Origin of the sequence: Marinobacter sp. SS21, from assembly GCF_028369065.1 — a bacterium.
In the GTDB taxonomy this organism is placed as follows: domain Bacteria; phylum Pseudomonadota; class Gammaproteobacteria; order Pseudomonadales; family Oleiphilaceae; genus Marinobacter.
Window position 1 is genome coordinate 120,677 of record NZ_JAQNDA010000005.1, and the last position, 18,278, is coordinate 138,954.

General features: G+C 60.2%; 15 protein-coding genes. 14 read left to right on the forward strand and 1 reads right to left on the reverse strand.

Translation table 11 applies throughout. The annotated features are described in order from the left end of the window. The first annotated feature begins 38 nt into the window (after window positions 1–38). The 12 genes from N6L25_RS08635 (at window position 39) to pdxJ (ending at window position 12,798) form a co-directional block, all read left to right on the forward strand. On the forward strand, window positions 39–584 hold the full coding sequence (locus tag N6L25_RS08635) for a sigma-E factor negative regulatory protein (RefSeq protein ID WP_271979420.1): 546 nt from the start codon (window positions 39–41) through the stop codon (window positions 582–584). Window positions 585–616: 32 nt separating this feature from the next. Next, entirely contained in the window at window positions 617–1,645 is a 1,029-nt protein-coding gene (locus tag N6L25_RS08640; protein ID WP_271979421.1) for a MucB/RseB C-terminal domain-containing protein, read from the forward strand. Next, window positions 1,642–2,103, forward strand: coding sequence for a SoxR reducing system RseC family protein (locus N6L25_RS08645; protein ID WP_271979422.1), 462 nt, complete (start codon window positions 1,642–1,644; stop codon window positions 2,101–2,103). Before N6L25_RS08640 ends, N6L25_RS08645 begins: the two co-directional genes overlap by 4 nt. 185 nt (window positions 2,104–2,288) lie before the next feature. Beyond that, window positions 2,289–3,671 (forward strand): DegQ family serine endoprotease, encoded by a 1,383-nt coding sequence (locus N6L25_RS08650; protein ID WP_271979571.1) that lies wholly within the window; start codon window positions 2,289–2,291, stop codon window positions 3,669–3,671. Between the two features lie 156 nt (window positions 3,672–3,827). Beyond that, window positions 3,828–6,554 (forward strand): bifunctional diguanylate cyclase/phosphodiesterase, encoded by a 2,727-nt coding sequence (locus N6L25_RS08655; protein WP_271979423.1) that lies wholly within the window; start codon window positions 3,828–3,830, stop codon window positions 6,552–6,554. A gap of 148 nt (window positions 6,555–6,702) precedes the next feature. Then, the gene (gene lepA, locus N6L25_RS08660; RefSeq protein ID WP_271979424.1) at window positions 6,703–8,505 is read left to right on the forward strand and encodes a translation elongation factor 4; all 1,803 of its coding nucleotides are present in this window, start codon (window positions 6,703–6,705) and stop codon (window positions 8,503–8,505) included. A gap of 9 nt (window positions 8,506–8,514) precedes the next feature. Then, window positions 8,515–9,315, forward strand: coding sequence for a signal peptidase I (gene lepB, locus N6L25_RS08665; RefSeq protein ID WP_271979425.1), 801 nt, complete (start codon window positions 8,515–8,517; stop codon window positions 9,313–9,315). Window positions 9,316–9,339: 24 nt separating this feature from the next. Further along, entirely contained in the window at window positions 9,340–9,729 is a 390-nt protein-coding gene (locus N6L25_RS08670) for a DUF4845 domain-containing protein (RefSeq protein ID WP_271979426.1), read from the forward strand. Next, window positions 9,726–10,415, forward strand: a complete 690-nt coding sequence (gene rnc, locus N6L25_RS08675) for a ribonuclease III (RefSeq protein ID WP_271979427.1) — start codon at window positions 9,726–9,728, stop codon at window positions 10,413–10,415. Before N6L25_RS08670 ends, rnc begins: the two co-directional genes overlap by 4 nt. 2 nt (window positions 10,416–10,417) lie before the next feature. Beyond that, window positions 10,418–11,332: a GTPase Era gene (era, locus tag N6L25_RS08680; protein ID WP_271979428.1), complete on the forward strand. Its 915-nt coding sequence runs from the start codon at window positions 10,418–10,420 to the stop codon at window positions 11,330–11,332. Between the two features lie 7 nt (window positions 11,333–11,339). Beyond that, window positions 11,340–12,047 carry a DNA repair protein RecO gene (gene recO, locus N6L25_RS08685; protein WP_271979430.1) on the forward strand — a complete coding sequence of 236 codons (708 nt, stop codon included), beginning with the start codon at window positions 11,340–11,342 and terminating at the stop codon, window positions 12,045–12,047. A gap of 10 nt (window positions 12,048–12,057) precedes the next feature. Beyond that, window positions 12,058–12,798: a pyridoxine 5'-phosphate synthase gene (pdxJ, locus tag N6L25_RS08690; protein ID WP_271979431.1), complete on the forward strand. Its 741-nt coding sequence runs from the start codon at window positions 12,058–12,060 to the stop codon at window positions 12,796–12,798. Window positions 12,799–12,808: 10 nt separating this feature from the next. Here pdxJ and N6L25_RS08695 read toward each other — a convergent pair whose 3' ends face one another. Further along, window positions 12,809–15,670, reverse strand: coding sequence for a response regulator (locus N6L25_RS08695; RefSeq protein WP_271979432.1), 2,862 nt, complete (start codon window positions 15,668–15,670; stop codon window positions 12,809–12,811). A 256-nt stretch (window positions 15,671–15,926) separates the two neighbouring features. Here N6L25_RS08695 and cysM point away from each other — a divergent pair, with 256 nt between their 5' ends. Both cysM and rlmD read left to right on the forward strand, forming a co-directional pair. Beyond that, window positions 15,927–16,820 (forward strand): cysteine synthase CysM, encoded by an 894-nt coding sequence (gene cysM / locus N6L25_RS08700; RefSeq protein ID WP_271979433.1) that lies wholly within the window; start codon window positions 15,927–15,929, stop codon window positions 16,818–16,820. A 91-nt stretch (window positions 16,821–16,911) separates the two neighbouring features. Then, a complete protein-coding gene (gene rlmD, locus N6L25_RS08705) occupies window positions 16,912–18,249 on the forward strand; it encodes a 23S rRNA (uracil(1939)-C(5))-methyltransferase RlmD (protein ID WP_271979434.1) in 1,338 nt (445 codons plus the stop codon). Window positions 18,250–18,278 lie beyond the last annotated feature (29 nt).

An 18,278-nucleotide genomic window follows, 5' to 3' on the forward strand; every position in this document is an offset into this window, starting at 1 on the left:
GATGAGAATTTCTGTACGGTTTAACGAGGTTGCATCCCATGGATGATCGTCTCAAAGAAACACTGTCTGCAATGTTGGACGACCAGGCCGATGAGCTTTCTGTGCGGCGGCTGCTGTCGCACACCGAACAGCAGGAGGTGCGGTCGCAGTGGCGCCGATGGCACCAGATGCGTGAGCTGTTGCATGAGAGCCAAGGCAGTCCGGACCTGATCGACGTCAGTCAACGGGTGCGAAGGTCACTCTCCGGAGCCGGGCCGGCACTGTCGGTATCGTCGCCGGATCCCGAGCCACGCCGGCGGACCAACTGGCACTGGCCCGCCGTGGCCATGGTGACTGCCGGCCTGGTGGTGGGGTTCGGTATGGGGTCAGGCTGGGAAGTTCGGCAGGACGAGCCGGCCGCGATGGTCAGTGCCGCCCCAGGACCGGACGTTATGCCGGAAGTGGCCCTGCAGGGACTGGACGAGCAGCAGTGGGAGCAATTGAGTCGCTACCTGCTCGAGCATGCCCAGCACAACAGCGTTGCCGCCGGTCGTGGAGCGGTGGGCTATGCCCGTTTGGCCAGTGTGTCGACGCCGGATTATTGAGATTGAAGACGGCAATGAGCAAGCGTTGCTTTATGAAAACAGTGCGACTTCCGTTTTGGCTCCGTGCCGGCGTGATGGGGCTGTTGCTCCTGTGTGCGCCCTGGACGGCGGCCGGGCCGGACGCCGAAGCCGAAGCCGAGGCCGAAGCCGAGGCCGAAACCTGGCTTGCCCGATTGGGGCCATCGCTGAACATGACCACCTATCGGGGCGTGTTTGTTTATACCCGCGGCGACCAGGTCAGTTCCATGCGGGTGGCGCACCGCTACCATAATGGTGTGGTGGAGGAACGACTGGTGCAGCAGGACGGCGCAGGTGGAGAGATCGTGCGCAAGGGCATGCGCGTCATTTGTGTGTTGCCGCGCCATGGTCGGATTCAGCTGGAGCAGGTGATGCCGGCGGGCCCGTTCGCAGAGGCGTTCGCCAACCAGCTGGTAACCACCAGCGACTGGTATCAAGCCGAGCTGCTCGGAGAAGACCGGGTGGCCGGTTATGGCGCCAAAGTCATCGCCCTGCGGGCCATGGATGGTCATCGCTACAGTTACCGATTCTGGCTCGAGCGGGAAACCGGCCTGTTGGTGAAGAGTCATGTCCGGGACGGTGATGGCGGCGTGCTGGAGAGTTATCAGTTCACCGACCTGGAGATCACCGAGAGCCTGCCGGACCGTGAGTTTGAGGTGCAGATGGCCGGTCATGAGATGATGAAGCAGCTGTCGCCTTCACCTCGCCCCGAACCGGTGAACCGGATGAATGGCTGGACCTTGGGCTGGCAGCCGGATGGATTCCTGCCCGCGGCCGCACCCAGGTCTGGAAATGGGCAGGCAGTTGCATTCTCGGACGGTCTCGCGGCATTCTCGGTATTCGTGGAGCCGGCCGGTCAGCTGGACATGCCTACCGGGGTGTCTCGAATCGGCGCCACCACAGCCTACATGCGACAGCTGCAGGTCGGTGGGCGGATGTTTCTGGTCACCGTGATCGGCGAGATTCCACCGGAAACCGCCATGCAGGTGGCCAACTCGGTACATATAGAGGACGCGATGGCATTCAGGACCAGAACGCAATGATTACCGAAACCGGCCGGGTCATCGCCCAGGATGGCCGCAAAATCTGGATTCAGACCATTCGTCAGAGTGCTTGCCAAAGCTGCGCCGCCCGGCAGGGTTGTGGTCAGCGGGTTCTGGCCAGCGCCTCGGGCGGCAAGGCGAACCAGGTGCTGGTGGAGAATACGCTGGACGCCCGGGTAGGCGACGAGGTCACCGTCGCGATTGATGAATCGGCGCTGCTGGGCGCATCGATGCTGATTTACGCACTGCCCCTGATGCTGTTCGTCGTGGCCGCCCTTGGTGGCCATTGGCTTGCGCCCGAATCGGAGGGTGTGGCCATCCTACTGGCGCTGGCGGGACTGGCGGCAGGCTTTGGGCTGGCCCGGGGGCTTCAGCATCGTCGGGAAGACGGCTATGCCCCTCAGTTGCTCAGAATCAACGCCGCTGCCGTCGAAACCATGCACCCTACTGATTCGTAAGTTGAAATTTTCGGTTTTGCCCACAGAATAACCAACACTATCTTCGAAACGACTCAAAATCTTCGAAACGACTCAAGTTATATCAATCAGATCACCTGACTAGGGAGTTCACGATGTCACGACAATGGTGTGATACTGCGATCGAAACACCAGGTATCCGACTGGCGTTCGGTTGGTTGGTGCTGATGGTGTCGATGTTGACGGTGCAGAGTGCGGTTGCGCGTTCGCTGCCAGATTTTACCGAACTGGTTGAGGAAAACTCCGGCGCCGTAGTGAACATCAGTACCACCCAGACCCTGCAGCCGGGTTCGCGCTATGGGTTGCCCTTCGATGAGCGTGACCTGGAGCAGTTGCCGGAATTTTTTCAGGATTTCTTCGGCGGGCCCGGCTCGCCATTCCGTCGCCGGCAGCCGGGACGCCCGGAAGAGCGTCACTCCATGGGTTCCGGATTCATTGTGTCCGCGGACGGTTACGTCCTGACCAACAACCACGTCATTGAAGGGGCGGATGAAATCATCGTGCGACTCAGCGACCGTCGCGAGTTGACCGCTACCCTGGTGGGGACGGACCCTCGTTCGGATCTGGCGGTGCTGAAGATTGAGAACGGGGATGACTTGCCCGTCGTAACGGTAGGTGATTCCAGCGAACTGAAGACCGGTGAATGGGTGCTGGCCATCGGCTCGCCGTTCGGCTTCGACTACACCGCAACGGCGGGCATCGTCAGTGCGATCGGGCGCTCGTTACCGTCGGAAAACTACGTTCCCTTTATCCAGACCGATGTCGCGATTAACCCCGGCAATTCCGGCGGACCGCTGTTCAACCTGGATGGCGAAGTGGTTGGCATCAATTCTCAGATTTACACCCGTAGCGGCGGCTTCATGGGGGTATCGTTCGCGATACCCATTGATGATGCAATGAATGTGTTTCGCCAACTCCGGGACCATGGTGCGGTGTCCCGGGGCTGGCTGGGCGTGCTGATCCAGGAGGTCAATCGCGACCTGGCGGAGTCATTCGGCTTGCGTCGTCCCCGTGGCGCGCTGATCGCGGAGGTGATGACTAACTCGCCGGCGGAAGCCGCGGGGCTCAAGGCTGGCGACATCGTGCTCGCCTATGACGGGGAAGAGATTCGGTTGTCGTCGGAGTTGCCACCGAAGGTTGGTCGTACGCCGGTGGGCGAAACCGCCACGCTTGAGGTGCTGCGCGGAGGGGAGCGGATTGATTTGCCGGTGCTGATTGGCCAGTTGCCGGAAGAAGGCGGCCAGATGGCGGCGCCCACGCCGACGCCGGAATCCAACGCCGCGCCCCTGGGCATTGTGGTGGAGCCGTTGCCGGCCAAGCTCCGGGGTACCTTGGGACTTGAGGGGGGCGTTGTGGTGGTCAACGTTGGTCGCGGTGCCGCGCTGAACGCTGGTATTCGGCCCAGGGACGTAATCACCGAGCTTGATCGCAAACCCATTCGGTCCGTCGCTGACTTCAGGGCGGCAGTGCGGGCCTTGCCGGAGGGCAAAGCCGTGTCCGTCAGGGTTATCCGTGAGGGTAGGGCTACCTATCTGGTGATGAAGCCCTAACACCAACGGATTGCGGTTTTCTCCCGAACCCCGCGGGTACGACACCCCGCGGGGTTTTTGTTATGCTTAGGTCGTTATTCCAAGGTTCCTTATCGTCTAATTACAATTATAGAAAGCTCGGCACCTCATTCGAGGCCAAGGACTGGATGTATTCTCATGATGAACAAAAAGGACGTTCCCCTGGCGCAATTGCTCAAGTTTGGCAGCGCCTGGATCGCCTGGCTGCTGCTGGCGACCTGCATTATGGCAACCGCCGTGCTGTGGCATGTGTCGGTTCGGCTGGTGGAAGATCGTACCGAGGCACGCTTTCGTACCCAATCCCTGCAATTGAAAACCGCCATCGAGGAGCGCTTGCTCAATTACGAACAGGTCCTGGCTGGCTCGGCCGGCCTGTTTGCGGTAGCGCCTGAGATTGATCACACCGATTGGCACACTTACATCGAGAGTGTGGAGATCGAGCGCTACTACCCGGGTCTTCAGGGGATCGGTTTTTCCGCGCGGGTGCCCAGTGACGACGTCGTCAAACATATCAATTGGGCGCGCAGCCAGGGTATGTCCGATTATCGCATCAGCCCGCCCGGTGGTCGGAACGAATACCATCCGATCGTCTTCCTCGAACCCAGCAGCAATCAAAATCGCCGAGCCCACGGCTACGATGCCTTCAGCGAGCCGGTACATCGCCTGGCGATGGAGCGCGCCCGAGACACCGGCGTGCCCATGGTCACCGGCAAGCTGGTGCTGGTGCAGGAAGAGGTGGCAGAGGATCAGGCGGGCTTCCTGATGTACTACCCGGTCTACCAGGGCGGCGAGGTTCCCGCCAGTTTGACCGAGCGACGCATGTTGCTACGCGGGTTTGTGTTCAGCGCCTTCCGGATGAACAACCTGGTGGACGGCATCGTGGGGCTCATCTCACCCTTTCTGGACGTCCGCATCTATGACAACGACGACATCAGTCGGGACGCCCTGATGTACGGCTCCAACCTCGGCTCCCTGGACAACGACTACAGTTTTGAGAAAACCCAGAGCATCTCTCACGGTGGCCGTACCTGGCTGCTTCAGACTCGCTCCACGCCGGCATTCGACTACCTGGCCTCGGACCCCCGGCCAACCATCGTGCTCGGTGCTGGCCTGCTAATCAGTGTATTGATGTTTGCCTTTGCCCTGGTGCTGTTGCGTTCGCGCTTGCTGGCACAAATGAGTGCGGGGCGTTATCGGGCGATCACCGAGGGCGCGGCTAACGTCACTCTGGTGCTCGACAGTCATGGCGGCCCGCTGTACGCCAGCCCCTCCTGCAAGGAAATTCTTGGCTTCGACGCGGTGCAGGTGCGAGATATGGCGCTGGAAAGCATCGTTCACGGCGATGACTGGTCGCAATTGCAGGCGGGCTTCGATGATGCCATGCGTCAACCGGGCGCCCAGATGTCGCTCGTCAGGGCACGGGTGCGCGATGCCGGGGGCGCCTGGCGGGATATGGAGGGAACCTTCACCTCGATGCTGGATGTGCCCGGGGTCAGCGGCGTGGTGCTGAGCCTGCGGGATCTGACCCAGCTCAAGGCGGCCCAGTCTGAGCTGCACCGGCTGGCGTTCTATGATCCGCTCACCGGGCTCGCCAACCGACAACTGTTCCGGGACCGGCTGACTCATGTCGTCCGGCGGTGCAAGCGCACCGAGGAACCCGCGGCACTGATGTTCCTGGATCTCGACGGCTTCAAGCGCATTAACGATACCCTGGGGCACGACGCAGGCGATGAGCTGTTGCAGCAAGTGGCACGCTGGTTGACTGGTTGTGTCCGAGAGGAAGACTCGGTGGCGCGCATGGGTGGGGATGAATTCGTGGTGTTGTTGTCGCGGATCAGCGGCCCCGACGCCGTCGCCAAAGTGGCGGAAACCATCCTGCGCAGGCTGTGCCAGCGAGTCCGGCTGAATGAGCATGAAATCGGTGTCACGGTCAGTATCGGTATCACCATGATTCCACACGACAGCGAAGATCCGGGTGTGCTGATGAAGTATGCGGATCTGGCCATGTACCGGGCCAAGGAATGCGGCCGCAACAACTTCCAGTTCTTCACGCCGGCAATGAACATCAAGGCGGCACGCCGCCTGCTGCAGCAGGAAGAGCTTGCCGCGGCTCTGGAGGCCGAGCGGTTCGTGCTGCACTACCAGCCCAAGGTGGATCTGGCCACCGAACGGGTGCTTGGGGTTGAGGCGTTCTTGCGCTGGCAGCACCCTGAAAAGGGGTTGGTATCGGCGCAGCAGTTTATCAATCTGGCGGAGGAAACCGGCCTGATCATCCGGCTGGGAGAAATCGCCTTGCGACAGGCGTGCATCCAGATTCAGGCCTTGGAGCGGGCCGGCTTCGAAGAGCTTAGGGTGGCGGTGAACCTGTCGGTGAAACAGGTGATGGAATCAGGATTCCTCGACATGTTTCGTCAGGTGGTCACCGAAACCGGTGTGGCGCCGGAGCGATTGGAGCTGGAAATGCCGGCGGAATTACTGAATGAGGAGCCGCGCAAGCTCAGAGAACTGCTGGGGGCGTTGCACGACATCGGCGTCTGTCTGATCCTGGACGATTTTGGCACCGGCTCCTGCTCGCTGGCGGCGCTGCAGCAATTGCCGTTGGATGTCGTCAAGATCGATCACTGTTTCATTCGTGATATCCCCTACAACGTCAGTGCGACCGATGTGACCTCGGCGGTCATCGCGCTGGCGCGCAAGCTTCACCTGACGGTGGTTGCCGAGGGTGTGGAAACGCCGCAGCAGCTCAGTTTCCTGAAGAATGCGGGGTGTGCCCAGTGTCAGGGCAACCTGTTCAGCTACCCGCTGGATGAGGATGCGCTGATTGGCTTCCTGGTGCGCCAGTACGAACGCCCGCTGATTTCATGATCATGGCATTGCGGGCCGGTAACCGGTAGAATCACGGCGTTGCTGCGCCTGGTGGCTGATTGCGCGGACACGCTTGTACGAGCGTCGTTACGCCGATGCTCGCACATTCAGGATTGAGTTTTTCGTCTTACGTGAGTACCCATTGTCCGTGACTGATCTTAGCCGAATCCGCAATTTTTCAATCATCGCTCATATTGACCACGGCAAATCCACCCTTGCCGACCGCTTCATCCAAACCTGTGGCGGACTCAGCGACCGGGAAATGGCAGAGCAGGTGCTGGATTCCATGGACCTGGAGCGGGAGCGGGGCATTACCATCAAGGCCCAGAGCGTAACGCTCAAGTACACCGCCCGGGATGGCAATGAATACAAGTTGAATTTCATCGACACGCCCGGTCACGTCGATTTCTCCTATGAAGTGTCCCGTTCGCTGTATGCCTGTGAAGGCGCCTTGTTGGTGGTGGATGCCGGGCAAGGCGTCGAGGCACAGTCGGTGGCGAACTGTTATACCGCCATCGAACAGGGCCTCGAGGTGGTGCCGGTGCTGAATAAGATGGACCTGCCCCAGGCGGAGCCCGAACGGGTCGCCCAGGAAATTGAAGACATCATCGGGATCGAAGCGGCCGACGCGGTGCGTTGCAGCGCCAAGAGCGGTCTGGGGGTCGAAGATGTACTGGAAGACCTGATCAAGCGGATTCCACCGCCGGAAGGGGATACCGAGGCGCCGCTTAAGGCCCTCATCATCGATTCCTGGTTCGATAACTACCTGGGCGTGGTGTCGCTGGTGCGGGTTACCCAGGGCCGACTGAAGAAAGGCGACAAGATTGTGATCAAGTCCACCGGTCGGGCCTGGAGCGCCGACAGGGTGGGCATCTTCACGCCCAAGCTGACCGATACCGGCGAGCTTGGTACCGGTGACGTTGGTTTTGTCGTGGCCGGCATCAAGGACATTCACGGGGCGCCGGTGGGCGACACCATTGTCCATCAGAAGTACGCCGACGATACCGCGGCACTGCCGGGGTTCCAGAAGGTCAAGCCCCAGGTTTATGCCGGCTTGTTCCCCATCCGCTCCGACGACTACGACGATTTCCGCGACGCCCTCGAGAAGCTGACCCTGAACGACGCCTCGCTGTTCTTCGAACCTGAGAATTCCGACGCCCTCGGGTTTGGCTTCCGCTGCGGGTTCCTGGGCATGCTCCACATGGAGATCATCCAGGAACGCCTGGAGCGGGAGTACGATATGGAACTGATCACCACCGCCCCGACGGTTATCTATGAGGTGGTCACCAAACAGGGTGAGACCCTGTCGGTAGACAACCCGTCGCGGTTGCCGGATATTGGTTCCGTCGAGGAGATGCGCGAACCGATTGTGGAAGCGAATATCCTGGTGCCGCAGGAGCATCTGGGTAACGTAATCGCCTTGTGCGAGGAGAAGCGGGGCGTACAGAAGAACATGCACTTCCTCTCCAATCAGGTCCAGCTGACCTATGAGCTGCCGATGGCCGAGGTGGTGCTGGATTTCTTCGACCGTATCAAGTCGGCCAGCCGTGGCTTTGCCTCCCTGGATTATCATTTTGTCCGTTTCCAGCCCGCCAACCTGGTCCGGCTGGATGTGTTGATCAACGGTGACCGGGTCGACGCGCTGGCGCTGATCGTCCACAAGGAACAGTCCCATTACCGTGGTCGGGCGCTGGTGGAAAAGATGAAGGAACTGATCCCGCGGCAGATGTTCGATATCGCGATTCAGGCGGCCATTGGCACCCAGGTGGTGTCCCGGGTTACGGTCAAGGCGTTGCGAAAGAACGTGACCGCCAAGTGTTACGGTGGCGACGTCAGCCGGAAGAAGAAACTGCTACAGAAGCAGAAAGAAGGTAAAAAACGGATGAAGCAGCTGGGTAACGTTGAAGTGCCTCAAGAAGCGTTCCTTGCCGTCTTGAAAGTGGATAACTAAGGCTCTTCAATGGACATCAATTTCCCTCTGATTCTGGTTGTGTTGACGTTTTCCACCGGACTGATCTGGTTGCTGGATGTGCTGTTTCTCCGCGCCCGACGTCTTGCTGGTCAGGCTGGCGAGAGCGTTGCCACGGGTGAGGAGACGGGTGCGGCCGAAGCAGAACCGAGGGAACCGTACCTGATAGATCTGAGCCGCTCGTTCTTCCCGGTACTGGCCATCGTGTTGGTGTTGCGGTCGTTTCTGGTGGAACCCTTTACGATTCCCTCCGGCTCCATGCTGCCAACCCTGGAGGTGGATGACTTTATCCTGGTGAACAAATACGCCTATGGCCTGCGCCTGCCGGTGATAGGTACCAAAATTTTGGATATCGGCGATCCCCAACGTGGTGACGTCATGGTGTTCAAATTCCCGGAAGACGGCGAAACCAATTATATTAAACGGGTTGTTGGTTTGCCCGGCGACCATATCCGTTATCGCGATAAGACTCTGTACGTTAACGGCGAGGAGGTGGGCAGCCAGTTTGTTGCCAAGCTTCCGCCGGTTGAACTGCGCAGGGAACAGCTTGGCGAGGTCGAACACGACATCTTCCTGACCCTGGGCCGTCAGAGCGCTGCCGGAGAAGGGGAGTGGATCGTACCGGAGAACCATTATTTCATGATGGGTGATAACCGGGACAACAGTAACGACAGTCGGTTCTGGGGCACGGTGCCCGACGAACTGGTGGTGGGCAAGGCATTTGCCATCTGGATGCACTGGAAGTCCCTGACCAGCCTGCCCACCTTTGACCGGGCCGGTCGCATCGAATAAACCTCTGCAGAAGGCGTGCAAACCATGAGAAGAAGTGGCCGTTCCCATATTGGCAATCAGCGCGGTGCCTCCACCATCACCATGCTGGTGATGGTTCTGTTTTTTGGTGCACTGTTGACCCTGCTTGTGAAAGTCGGGCCGTTCTACCTGGATGACCTGACCATCCAGGAGGCCGTGGAAAGTCTGGACGGCACCGAAGGCCTGTCCAGAATGGGGCCGGCGCAGGTGATGTCGCTGATCAACAAACGCCTGACGGTCAATAATGTGCGCAGTCTTGACCCTGAAAGTTTCAAGATTGAAAAGAATGGCGAGCTGGTCATCATCAAGCTGGTTTACGAGAAGCGTACCAACCTCTTCCGCAATCTGGATGCGGTTGTCAGTTTTAATCATGAGTATGAGATGAAGGGCCAGTGAGTTCGCAACCAGACCTGGAACGGTTACAACGGCGTATCGGCTACCAGTTCAAGCAGTCAGAGCATTTGCTCCTGGCATTGACCCACCGCAGCTACGGCAATCAGAACAATGAGCGGTTGGAGTTTCTTGGAGACTCCATCGTCAACATGGTGATTGCGGAGCACCTGTTTGTTCAGTTCGAGAAAGCCCGGGAGGGGCAGCTCAGCCGACTGCGTGCCCGGATGGTCAAGGGTGTGACCCTTGCGGAAATCGGCCGCGAGTTTGAGCTGGGCAAGTTTCTTCGCCTTGGCTCCGGTGAGCTGAAGAGCGGCGGCTACCGCCGTGATTCCATCCTGGCGGACACGGTGGAATCGATTATCGGCGCCATCTACCTCGACAGCGATTTCGATACCTGTCGGAGCCTGGTGTTAAGCTGGTTTGAGCAGCGTCTGCAGAACCTGAACCTGCAGGATACCCAGAAAGACCCCAAGACCCGGCTACAGGAGTATCTGCAGTCGAGGCAGTTTCCATTGCCCCGGTACGAGGTGATTTCGGTAGATGGCGAGGCCCATGCCCAGACCTTTCATGTATCCTGTAATCTGCCGTCGCTGGACCGCACCACCACTGGGGTGGGCAGCAGCCGTCGGTTGGCAGAGCAACAGGCTGCCCGCAGTGCCCTGAAAGCCTTGGGCGTGGAGAACGACTAGCGATGGATATTACCCGTCCGAATGACCCTGACAGCCGTTGTGGCTTCGTTGCCATAGTGGGGCGGCCCAATGTGGGTAAATCAACCCTGCTCAATCACATTCTTGGCCAGAAGCTGAGCATCACCTCCCGTAAGCCTCAGACCACCCGGCATCAGGTGTTGGGGATCAAGACCCTGGGGCCGGTGCAGACCATTTACGTCGACACGCCAGGTATGCATGAGGATGAGCCGAGGGCGTTGAATCGATACATGAACAAGGCGGCCAGTTCTGCGTTGGTGGATGTCGATGTGGTGATTTTCGTAGTGGACTACATGGCCTGGACCACCGCGGATGAGCTGGTGCTGGCCAAGCTGGCCAAGCTGAAATGCCCGGTGATTCTCGCCGTCAACAAGGTGGATAAGGCGGAAAAGCGCGAGACGCTGTTGCCTCATCTTGACGCCTTGTCGAAGAAACGGGAATTTGCCGAAATCATCCCGCTCTCGGCGCTGCGGGGGCAGAACCTGAAGCCTCTGGAAGAGGCGGTTGGCCGCTTCCTGCCCGAGAGCATCCATTACTACCCCGACGATCAGATCACTGACCGGAGCGAGCGCTTTCTGGCGGCTGAAATTGTGCGGGAGAAAATCACCCGTCAGCTGGGTGCGGAGCTGCCTTACTCGGCCGCCGTCGAAATCGAGGAGTTTCGCCGGCAAGGCGCCACCTTGCATATCTCGGCGCTGATTCTGGTGGAGCGCAATGGTCAGAAGAAGATCATCATCGGTGACAAGGGCGAGCGCATGCGACGGATCGGCCAGGAAGCCCGAAAGGACATGGAACAGCTGTTTGACAGCAAGATCATGCTGCGGCTGTGGGTCAAGGTGAAGCGTGGCTGGGCCGATAGCGACCGGGCCCTGAAGAGCCTGGGCATGAACGACTTCTGAGTCACCCATGTCCCGGCCCCTATATGACGAACCGGCCTACGTCCTGCATCGTCGTCCTTACCGGGATTCCAGCCTGTTGGTCGATTTGTTCTCCCTCAACGGCGGCCGCCTGACGGTGGTTGCCAGAGGGGCAAATTCGCCGAAAAGCCCGCTCAAGGCACAGCTCCAGCCTTTTCAGCCGTTGTTGGTGGACTGGCAGGGCCGGAACGAACTCAAGACCTTGCTCCGGGCGGAAGTCCGCAGCGCGCCTGCCATCAAGGGCACTCTTCAGCTCTACAGCGGCCTCTACCTGAACGAACTGCTGCAGCGTATCCTGCCTTCAGGGGACCCTTATCCCGAGCTGTTCGCCGCTTATATCGACGTGCTCAACGCGCTGGCGAGCAGCGTCGATGTGGAGCCGTTGTTGCGCCGTTTTGAGCGTACCTTTGCCCAGGTGTTGGGGGTTGGCTTCGAGTGGGACCAGGCCAACGATGCCGGTGTGCCGGTCGAGTCCCAACGTCGCTATGGCTATGACCCGGAGCAGGGGATCGTGCGGGGGGCCAGCGAGACAGTGCGGTTACGGGAGCTTTCAGGGCAAACGCTGCTGCGCTTGGCCGCGGGCGACTATCAGTCGCCGGACTGCCGGCAGATGGCGAAACGGGTGATGCGGGTGTTGATCGACCATTTGTTGCAGGGGCGGCCATTGCACAGTCGCGCCCTGTTCCGCAAAGGCTGAGGAGAGCGTAATGAAGCACAGAGTATTGTTGGGGGTGAATGTGGATCACGTGGCGACCCTGCGTCAGGCCCGTGGAACCCGTTATCCAGACCCGGTTCAGGCGGCACTGTTGGCGGAAGAAGCCGGAGCCGATGGCATTACGATTCATCCCCGGGAAGACCGCCGCCACATTCAGGACCGCGACGTACTGATGTTGCGAGAGATGCTCAATAGCAAAATGAATCTGGAAATGGCGGTAACCGATGCCATGCTGGCGTTCGCTGAGCAGGTTCGGCCCCATTGCGTGTGCCTGGTGCCCGAGAAACGGGAGGAGCTGACTACCGAAGGTGGGCTGGACGTGAAGGGGCAGGAGGCGCGGGTGGCCAAGGCCTGTGAACGCCTGGCCCGGATTGGCGCGGAGGTGTCCCTGTTCATCGACCCGGACCGGGAGCAGATCGATGCGGCGGTGCGTTGTGGCGCGCCGGTGGTGGAACTGCACACCGGTGAGTATGCCGAAGCAGAAGATGCCGAGTCGATTGAGGCGAGCTTCCAGGCGCTGGTGGATGCCGTCGGGTACGCCCGGAGTCAGGGGTTGGTGGTCAATGCCGGTCACGGCCTGCATTACCATAATACCGAGCGGGTGGCGGCCATTCCCGGCATCAATGAGCTGAATATTGGTCACAGCATCATTGCCCGGGCGGTGTTCACCGGGCTGAAGGCGGCAGTCGAGGACATGCGCCGTATTCTCGACCGGGCTCGGGGGCTGGCGTAAGCCGTTGCCGTTAGCTCAGGTAAGCCTGAGACTGGTAGGCCCGGAACTGGGCCTGCCAATCGCTTTGTTCCCCCCAGATTTCCAGTCGCTCCATGGCGGCCAGAAGCTGGTCTTTGAGCCGTTCCAGATCGGGAGCCGATTGTTTCAGCCCGGTTTCGAACTGATTGGCGGCTTCCCGCAGCTCGGGAACGCCGCAGTAGCGGGTCGCCCCATGCAGCTTGTGAACGCACTCCAGTATGCTGTCCATGTCGCTCCTGTCCCACAGCGATCGCAGCCGGGGCAGGTCGCTCTGTAACTGCTCCAGCAACATGCTGAACAGCTCCTCGGCCAGATCGGTCTTGCCGGCTGCCAGCTGTACGCTTTCGGGAATGTTGACGCACTCCAGTTGTTGTTTGCGGGTAGAGGGGCGAATGCCGCCGCGGGTATCCCGCACCTCCTGAATTACGCCGCCGCTGCCGGCTCTGGTGGTGTCGGTATAGCCGGTGTGATCGCGGATGGTGTCCATGAGCTGTTGGCTGCTGATGGGCTTGGCAAGGTAGCCGTCAAAGCCCTGTTGGGTCAGTCGCTCCCGTTCATCGGCCAGGGCGTGGGCGGTCAGGGCGATGATGGGCAGCTTGCGCGAGTAACCGTCCAGGTTTCGCAACCGTTCCGTGGTTTCCACGCCATCCATGCCGGGCATCTGAAGGTCCATGAACACCAGGTCAAAATGGCTCTGGCGAGCCTTGCTCAACGCCTCGAAGCCGCTGGCTGCGCCTTCCGCCTGAATCTGGTGGTCTCGCAGCAAGGTGAGCACCAGTTTCAGGTTTGCCTCGTTGTCATCCACCGCCAGCACCCTGGGGGCACCGGCGCCGACGTTGGCACCCTGGTGGCCGGCGCCTTTGGTGGGGGTGCCCTGGAGAATGCCATGAATCAGCAGTAGCAGTTCATCGTAGAGGGTGTCCCGACAAACCGGTTTGGTGATATGGCCGCTGGCCAGATTGGAGAGGGGGTCGTCGTGGGTTTCCAGCGTCGGGGTTAGCAGGAGTGTGCGGCAATCCCGTTCAACCTCCAGTTCCCTGATCAGGCCGCAGTACTGACTGGAGTGCAGCAGGTGCCGGGTGGTGCCCACCAGGGCCAGGGCGTAACCGGTCTGGTGCAGTTGTGCTTCTTCCACCTTGTCGAGCAGCTCTGAGGGCGAGGCCGCCCGTTCCACCACCAGGCCCCAGTCCCGCATCAGGTGTTCGATGGCCAATCCGGAGGTTTTCTGATGTTCCAGGTAAATGACTTTTTCGCCCCGCAAGGCATCCTTGGGTGAGGTGGGTTCCTTGGTGGCGGACAGGTCAGCGGTGAGGGTGAACCAGAAGGTCGAGCCCTTGCCGAGCTCGCTTTCCAGACCGATGGTGCCGCCCATTTCCTCCACCAGGCGCTTGGATATCGCCAGGCCGAGCCCGGTGCCGCCATACTGACGGGCCGTGGACGCGTCAGCCTGATTGAAGGCGTTGAACAGCGACTGTTGCTGGGCCCGGGACAGGCCAACGCCGGAATCGGTAATGCTCAGGCGCAGGGTGGCTCGATGACTCTCGGCATCTTCTTCGTCCAGACTGGCCCGCAGCACCACCTCGCCAGTCTGGGTGAACTTGATGGCGTTGTTGACCAGGTTGGTGATGACCTGTTTGACCCGCAACGGATCGCCCATGATGTTGTCCGGCACGTCGTTGTACACCAGCGGCACCAGGTCCAGATTCTTGCTGTGGGCGGCGGGAGCGAGCATCACCATGACGTCTTCGATGATATCGCGGAGCTGGAAAGGAACCCGGTCCAGCATCAGCTTGCCCGCCTCGATCTTCGAGAAATCAAGGATGTCGTTGATGATGGTCAGCAGGATCTCCGACGACTTGCGAATGGTGCTGAGATGGTCCCGTTGCTGCTTCGGCATCGGGCTCTTCAGCAGCAGCTCGGTGAAGCCGATGATGCCGTTCAGCGGTGTGCGAATTTCGTGGGACATGTTGGCCAGAAATTCGGACTTGATCCGACTGGCTTCCAGCGCTTCCTTGCGGGCGAAGTCCAGTTCAATGTTCTGGATCTCGATGGTCTCCAGCGTTTCTCGGAGATCCTCCGTGGCCTGATCGATATTCTGCTGCATTTCGGCCTGGGCCTTGCTGAGTTCTGCCGCCATGGCGTTGAGCCCAGACTCCAGTTGCTCGAATTCCGGGCCCGCCTCGGTGTAGACCCGGGTGTCGAGTTTGCCTTCCTTAAGGTGGGCGACCGCATTGTTGAGTTCGAAAATCGGATCGGTAAAGGCCCGACTGAGTCTGACCGCGATCAGCAGGCTCAGGATCACGCCGGCGAGCACCAGTAACAGCGAGATCAGCAACGCCTTGTAGGTTTCCTTCTCGGTGCGGATGTGGGACATCTCCACCGCCACCCAGCCGATTGGCGCGCGGGAGACGGCGGTGCCGGACCCGAGATCCAGCAAGCTCTCGATCATCAGGTCCTGGAGGTGAACCGGGGTCACGAACAGGGTGCTGTTCGCCCGTTCCAGTCGCAGTGCCTGGCCATTGCTCAAGCTGTCTTCGGGCAGTGGTTCGCGGGCTCCCGGACCGGTATGCAGCAGGCGCTTGTGATTGGCGTCGTAAAAGGTAATGGAGCGAACATCCTGTTCTTCCAACAGGGCGTTGGAGAGACTGCTCAGTAGGCTGCGATTGGCGGTAAACATGCCATATTCGGCGCCAGCCGCCAGTTGCCGCGAGAGGGAATCGCCCCGATCCTGCAGGAGTTGCTCGATGTTCTTGACCCAGCTCAGGGAAAAAAACAGCCCCAGCATCAAGGTGGTCAGCAACGTGGGGACAAGCGTCACCACCAGTACTTTTTTGCGAATGCCCCAGCGACGCATGTCCTGATCCCGCGGTTATGCCCCTCCGGCCTCTTTTGTCCGGATGGTGGCCTGCTTCCCTGTCAGAATAGATGAATCGGGAAAAGATGGCTGTAACATTTTCCCCGGTTATAGCTGGCAGTCATGGTTTTAGCGAGAACCCGTATTGGGCGACCGCTGCGTTAACGCGTATGATGCGAACCCTGAGTGTATCACAGGCCGGCCGCAGGTCATCTTGCCGGGCTGATGGATACGGCTGACAGGAGTGGAATCCCATATGCATTTCCCAACCATCGAAGACTATGTCGGGCACACACCGCTGGTGCGCCTGCAACGTTTGCCCGGCGACACCAGTAACCGGGTCCTGGCCAAGCTGGAGGGTAACAACCCGGCCGGTTCGGTCAAGGATCGCCCCGCCCTGAGCATGATTCAGGAAGCGGAGCGGCGTGGTGATATTCGACCGGGCGATACCCTGATCGAGGCGACCAGCGGTAACACCGGCATTGCCCTGGCCATGGCCGCCGCCATCAAGGGGTATCGGATGATCCTGATCATGCCGGAAAACATGAGCGAGGAGCGCCGTGCTTCCATGCGGGCCTACGGCGCGGACATCATCACCGTCAGTCAGCAGCAGGGCATGGAAGGCGCCCGGGATCTGGCTCAACAGATGCAGGTCGAGGGACGTGGCCGGGTGCTCGACCAGTTCGCCAATCTGGACAATCCGCTGGCCCATTATCGTGGCACCGGCCCGGAAATCTGGGAGCAGACCGCCGGACGGGTCACCCACTTTGTCAGCTCCATGGGCACCACCGGCACCATCATGGGGGTCTCCCAGTACCTCAAAGAGCGCAATCCGGATATTCAGATTGTCGGGCTACAACCCCAGGAGGGCGCCTCCATTCCAGGCATCCGGCGCTGGCCCGAGGCCTACCTGCCAAAGATTTTTGACGCCTCGCGGGTGGATCAAGTGGTGGACATCGGCCAGCAGGAAGCGGAAGACACCATGCGGGCATTGGCCCGGGAAGAAGGTATTTTCTGCGGGGTGTCGTCCGGTGGCGCCATTGCCGGAGCCCTCAGGTTGTCCCGGGAGGTTGAAAATGCGGTAATCGTGGCCATTATTTGTGACCGGGGTGACCGTTATCTGTCCACCGGAGTGTTCCCTGGCGCCTGACCGCCGGCGCCCGTATTCCAGGACCGTGGCGGGTACCGGTTGTACCGAAGCCGTTGCGGTCGTGATTAAAAGCCTTTTCAGAGTAAGCAGTATGAGTAGACGTCGCAGGAAAAGCCTGCCCACCGAACCGATTCAATGCGTCATCGAAAAACTGAGCCATGACGGCCGGGGGATTGCTCACCTGGATGGCAAGATCCAGTTTGTCGACGGTGCCTTGCCCGGTGAGACGGTGATGGCGAAATATGTCAGCTCCCGCAGCAAATTCGATGAGCTGCGGGCCGAGCAGGTGGTGGCGGCGGTTCCCGAACGCGCCGTGCCGCCGTGCGAATTTGCCGATCTGTGTGGCGGGTGCAGTCTCCAGCACATGGGCAGCGATGCCCAGATCCAGTTCAAGGAAGACACCCTGCGCGAGCACTTTGCCCACTTTGGTGGCATCGAACCGGAGGAATGGGTTGCGCCGATGCGGTCCCAGGATCTGGGCTACCGCCGTAAGGCACGGCTGGGGGTGCGTTACGTGCACAAGCGGGAGTCGGTATTGGTCGGTTTCCGCGAAAAGCGCAACAGTTTCCTGACCGATATTGATCGTTGTGTGGTGATGGACCCGCGCATCGGCGAGCGCATCACGCCGTTGCGGGAGCTGCTCCACACCCTGGCCGGCTACCAGCGCATACCCCAGGTGGAGGTCGCCTGTGGTGATGATGTGGTGGCGTTGGTGGTCCGACACATGGACCCGCTGAGCGAGGACGACCTGGCCAAGTTGATCGCCTTTGGCCAGGCCCACGATTTGCATATCTACCTGCAGCCCAAGGGGCCGGACACGGTTCATCGGGTTTGGCCCGAAGACGGCGAGGAACGCTTGTCCTATCGGCTGGAGGAGTTTGACCTGAGCTTGAAATTCCATCCGATGGATTTCACCCAGGTCAACGCCGGCATCAACCAGCAGATGGTCCACCGAGCGGTGGAGTGGCTCGATGTGCAGCCCGAAGAGCGGGTGCTGGACCTGTTTTGTGGTCTGGGGAATTTCACGCTCCCCCTGGCCCGTCGCGCGGGTCGGGTGGTTGGCGTGGAAGGTGACGATGCCATGGTGGTACGGGGACGGGAAAATGCCAAGCTGAACGGGCTGGACAACGTGGCCTTCCACGGCGCCAACCTGCACGGAGACTTTACCACCGAACCCTGGGCCCAGGAGGGATTCGACAAGATCCTGATCGACCCACCCCGTTCCGGCGCCGAGGAAGTGTGTGAATACCTGACGGCCTTCGGTGCCAACCGGATCGTGTACGTCTCCTGTAATCCGGCAACTCTGGCCCGGGACGCCGGAGTCATGGTTCGCAACGGCTATCGCCTGGTGCGAGCCGGTGTGATGGACATGTTCCCCCACACCACGCATGTGGAATCGATTGCGCTGTTCGAGCGGGAGAGCAATTAACGGTCATCCAATCAGGGATGATTGGAGCG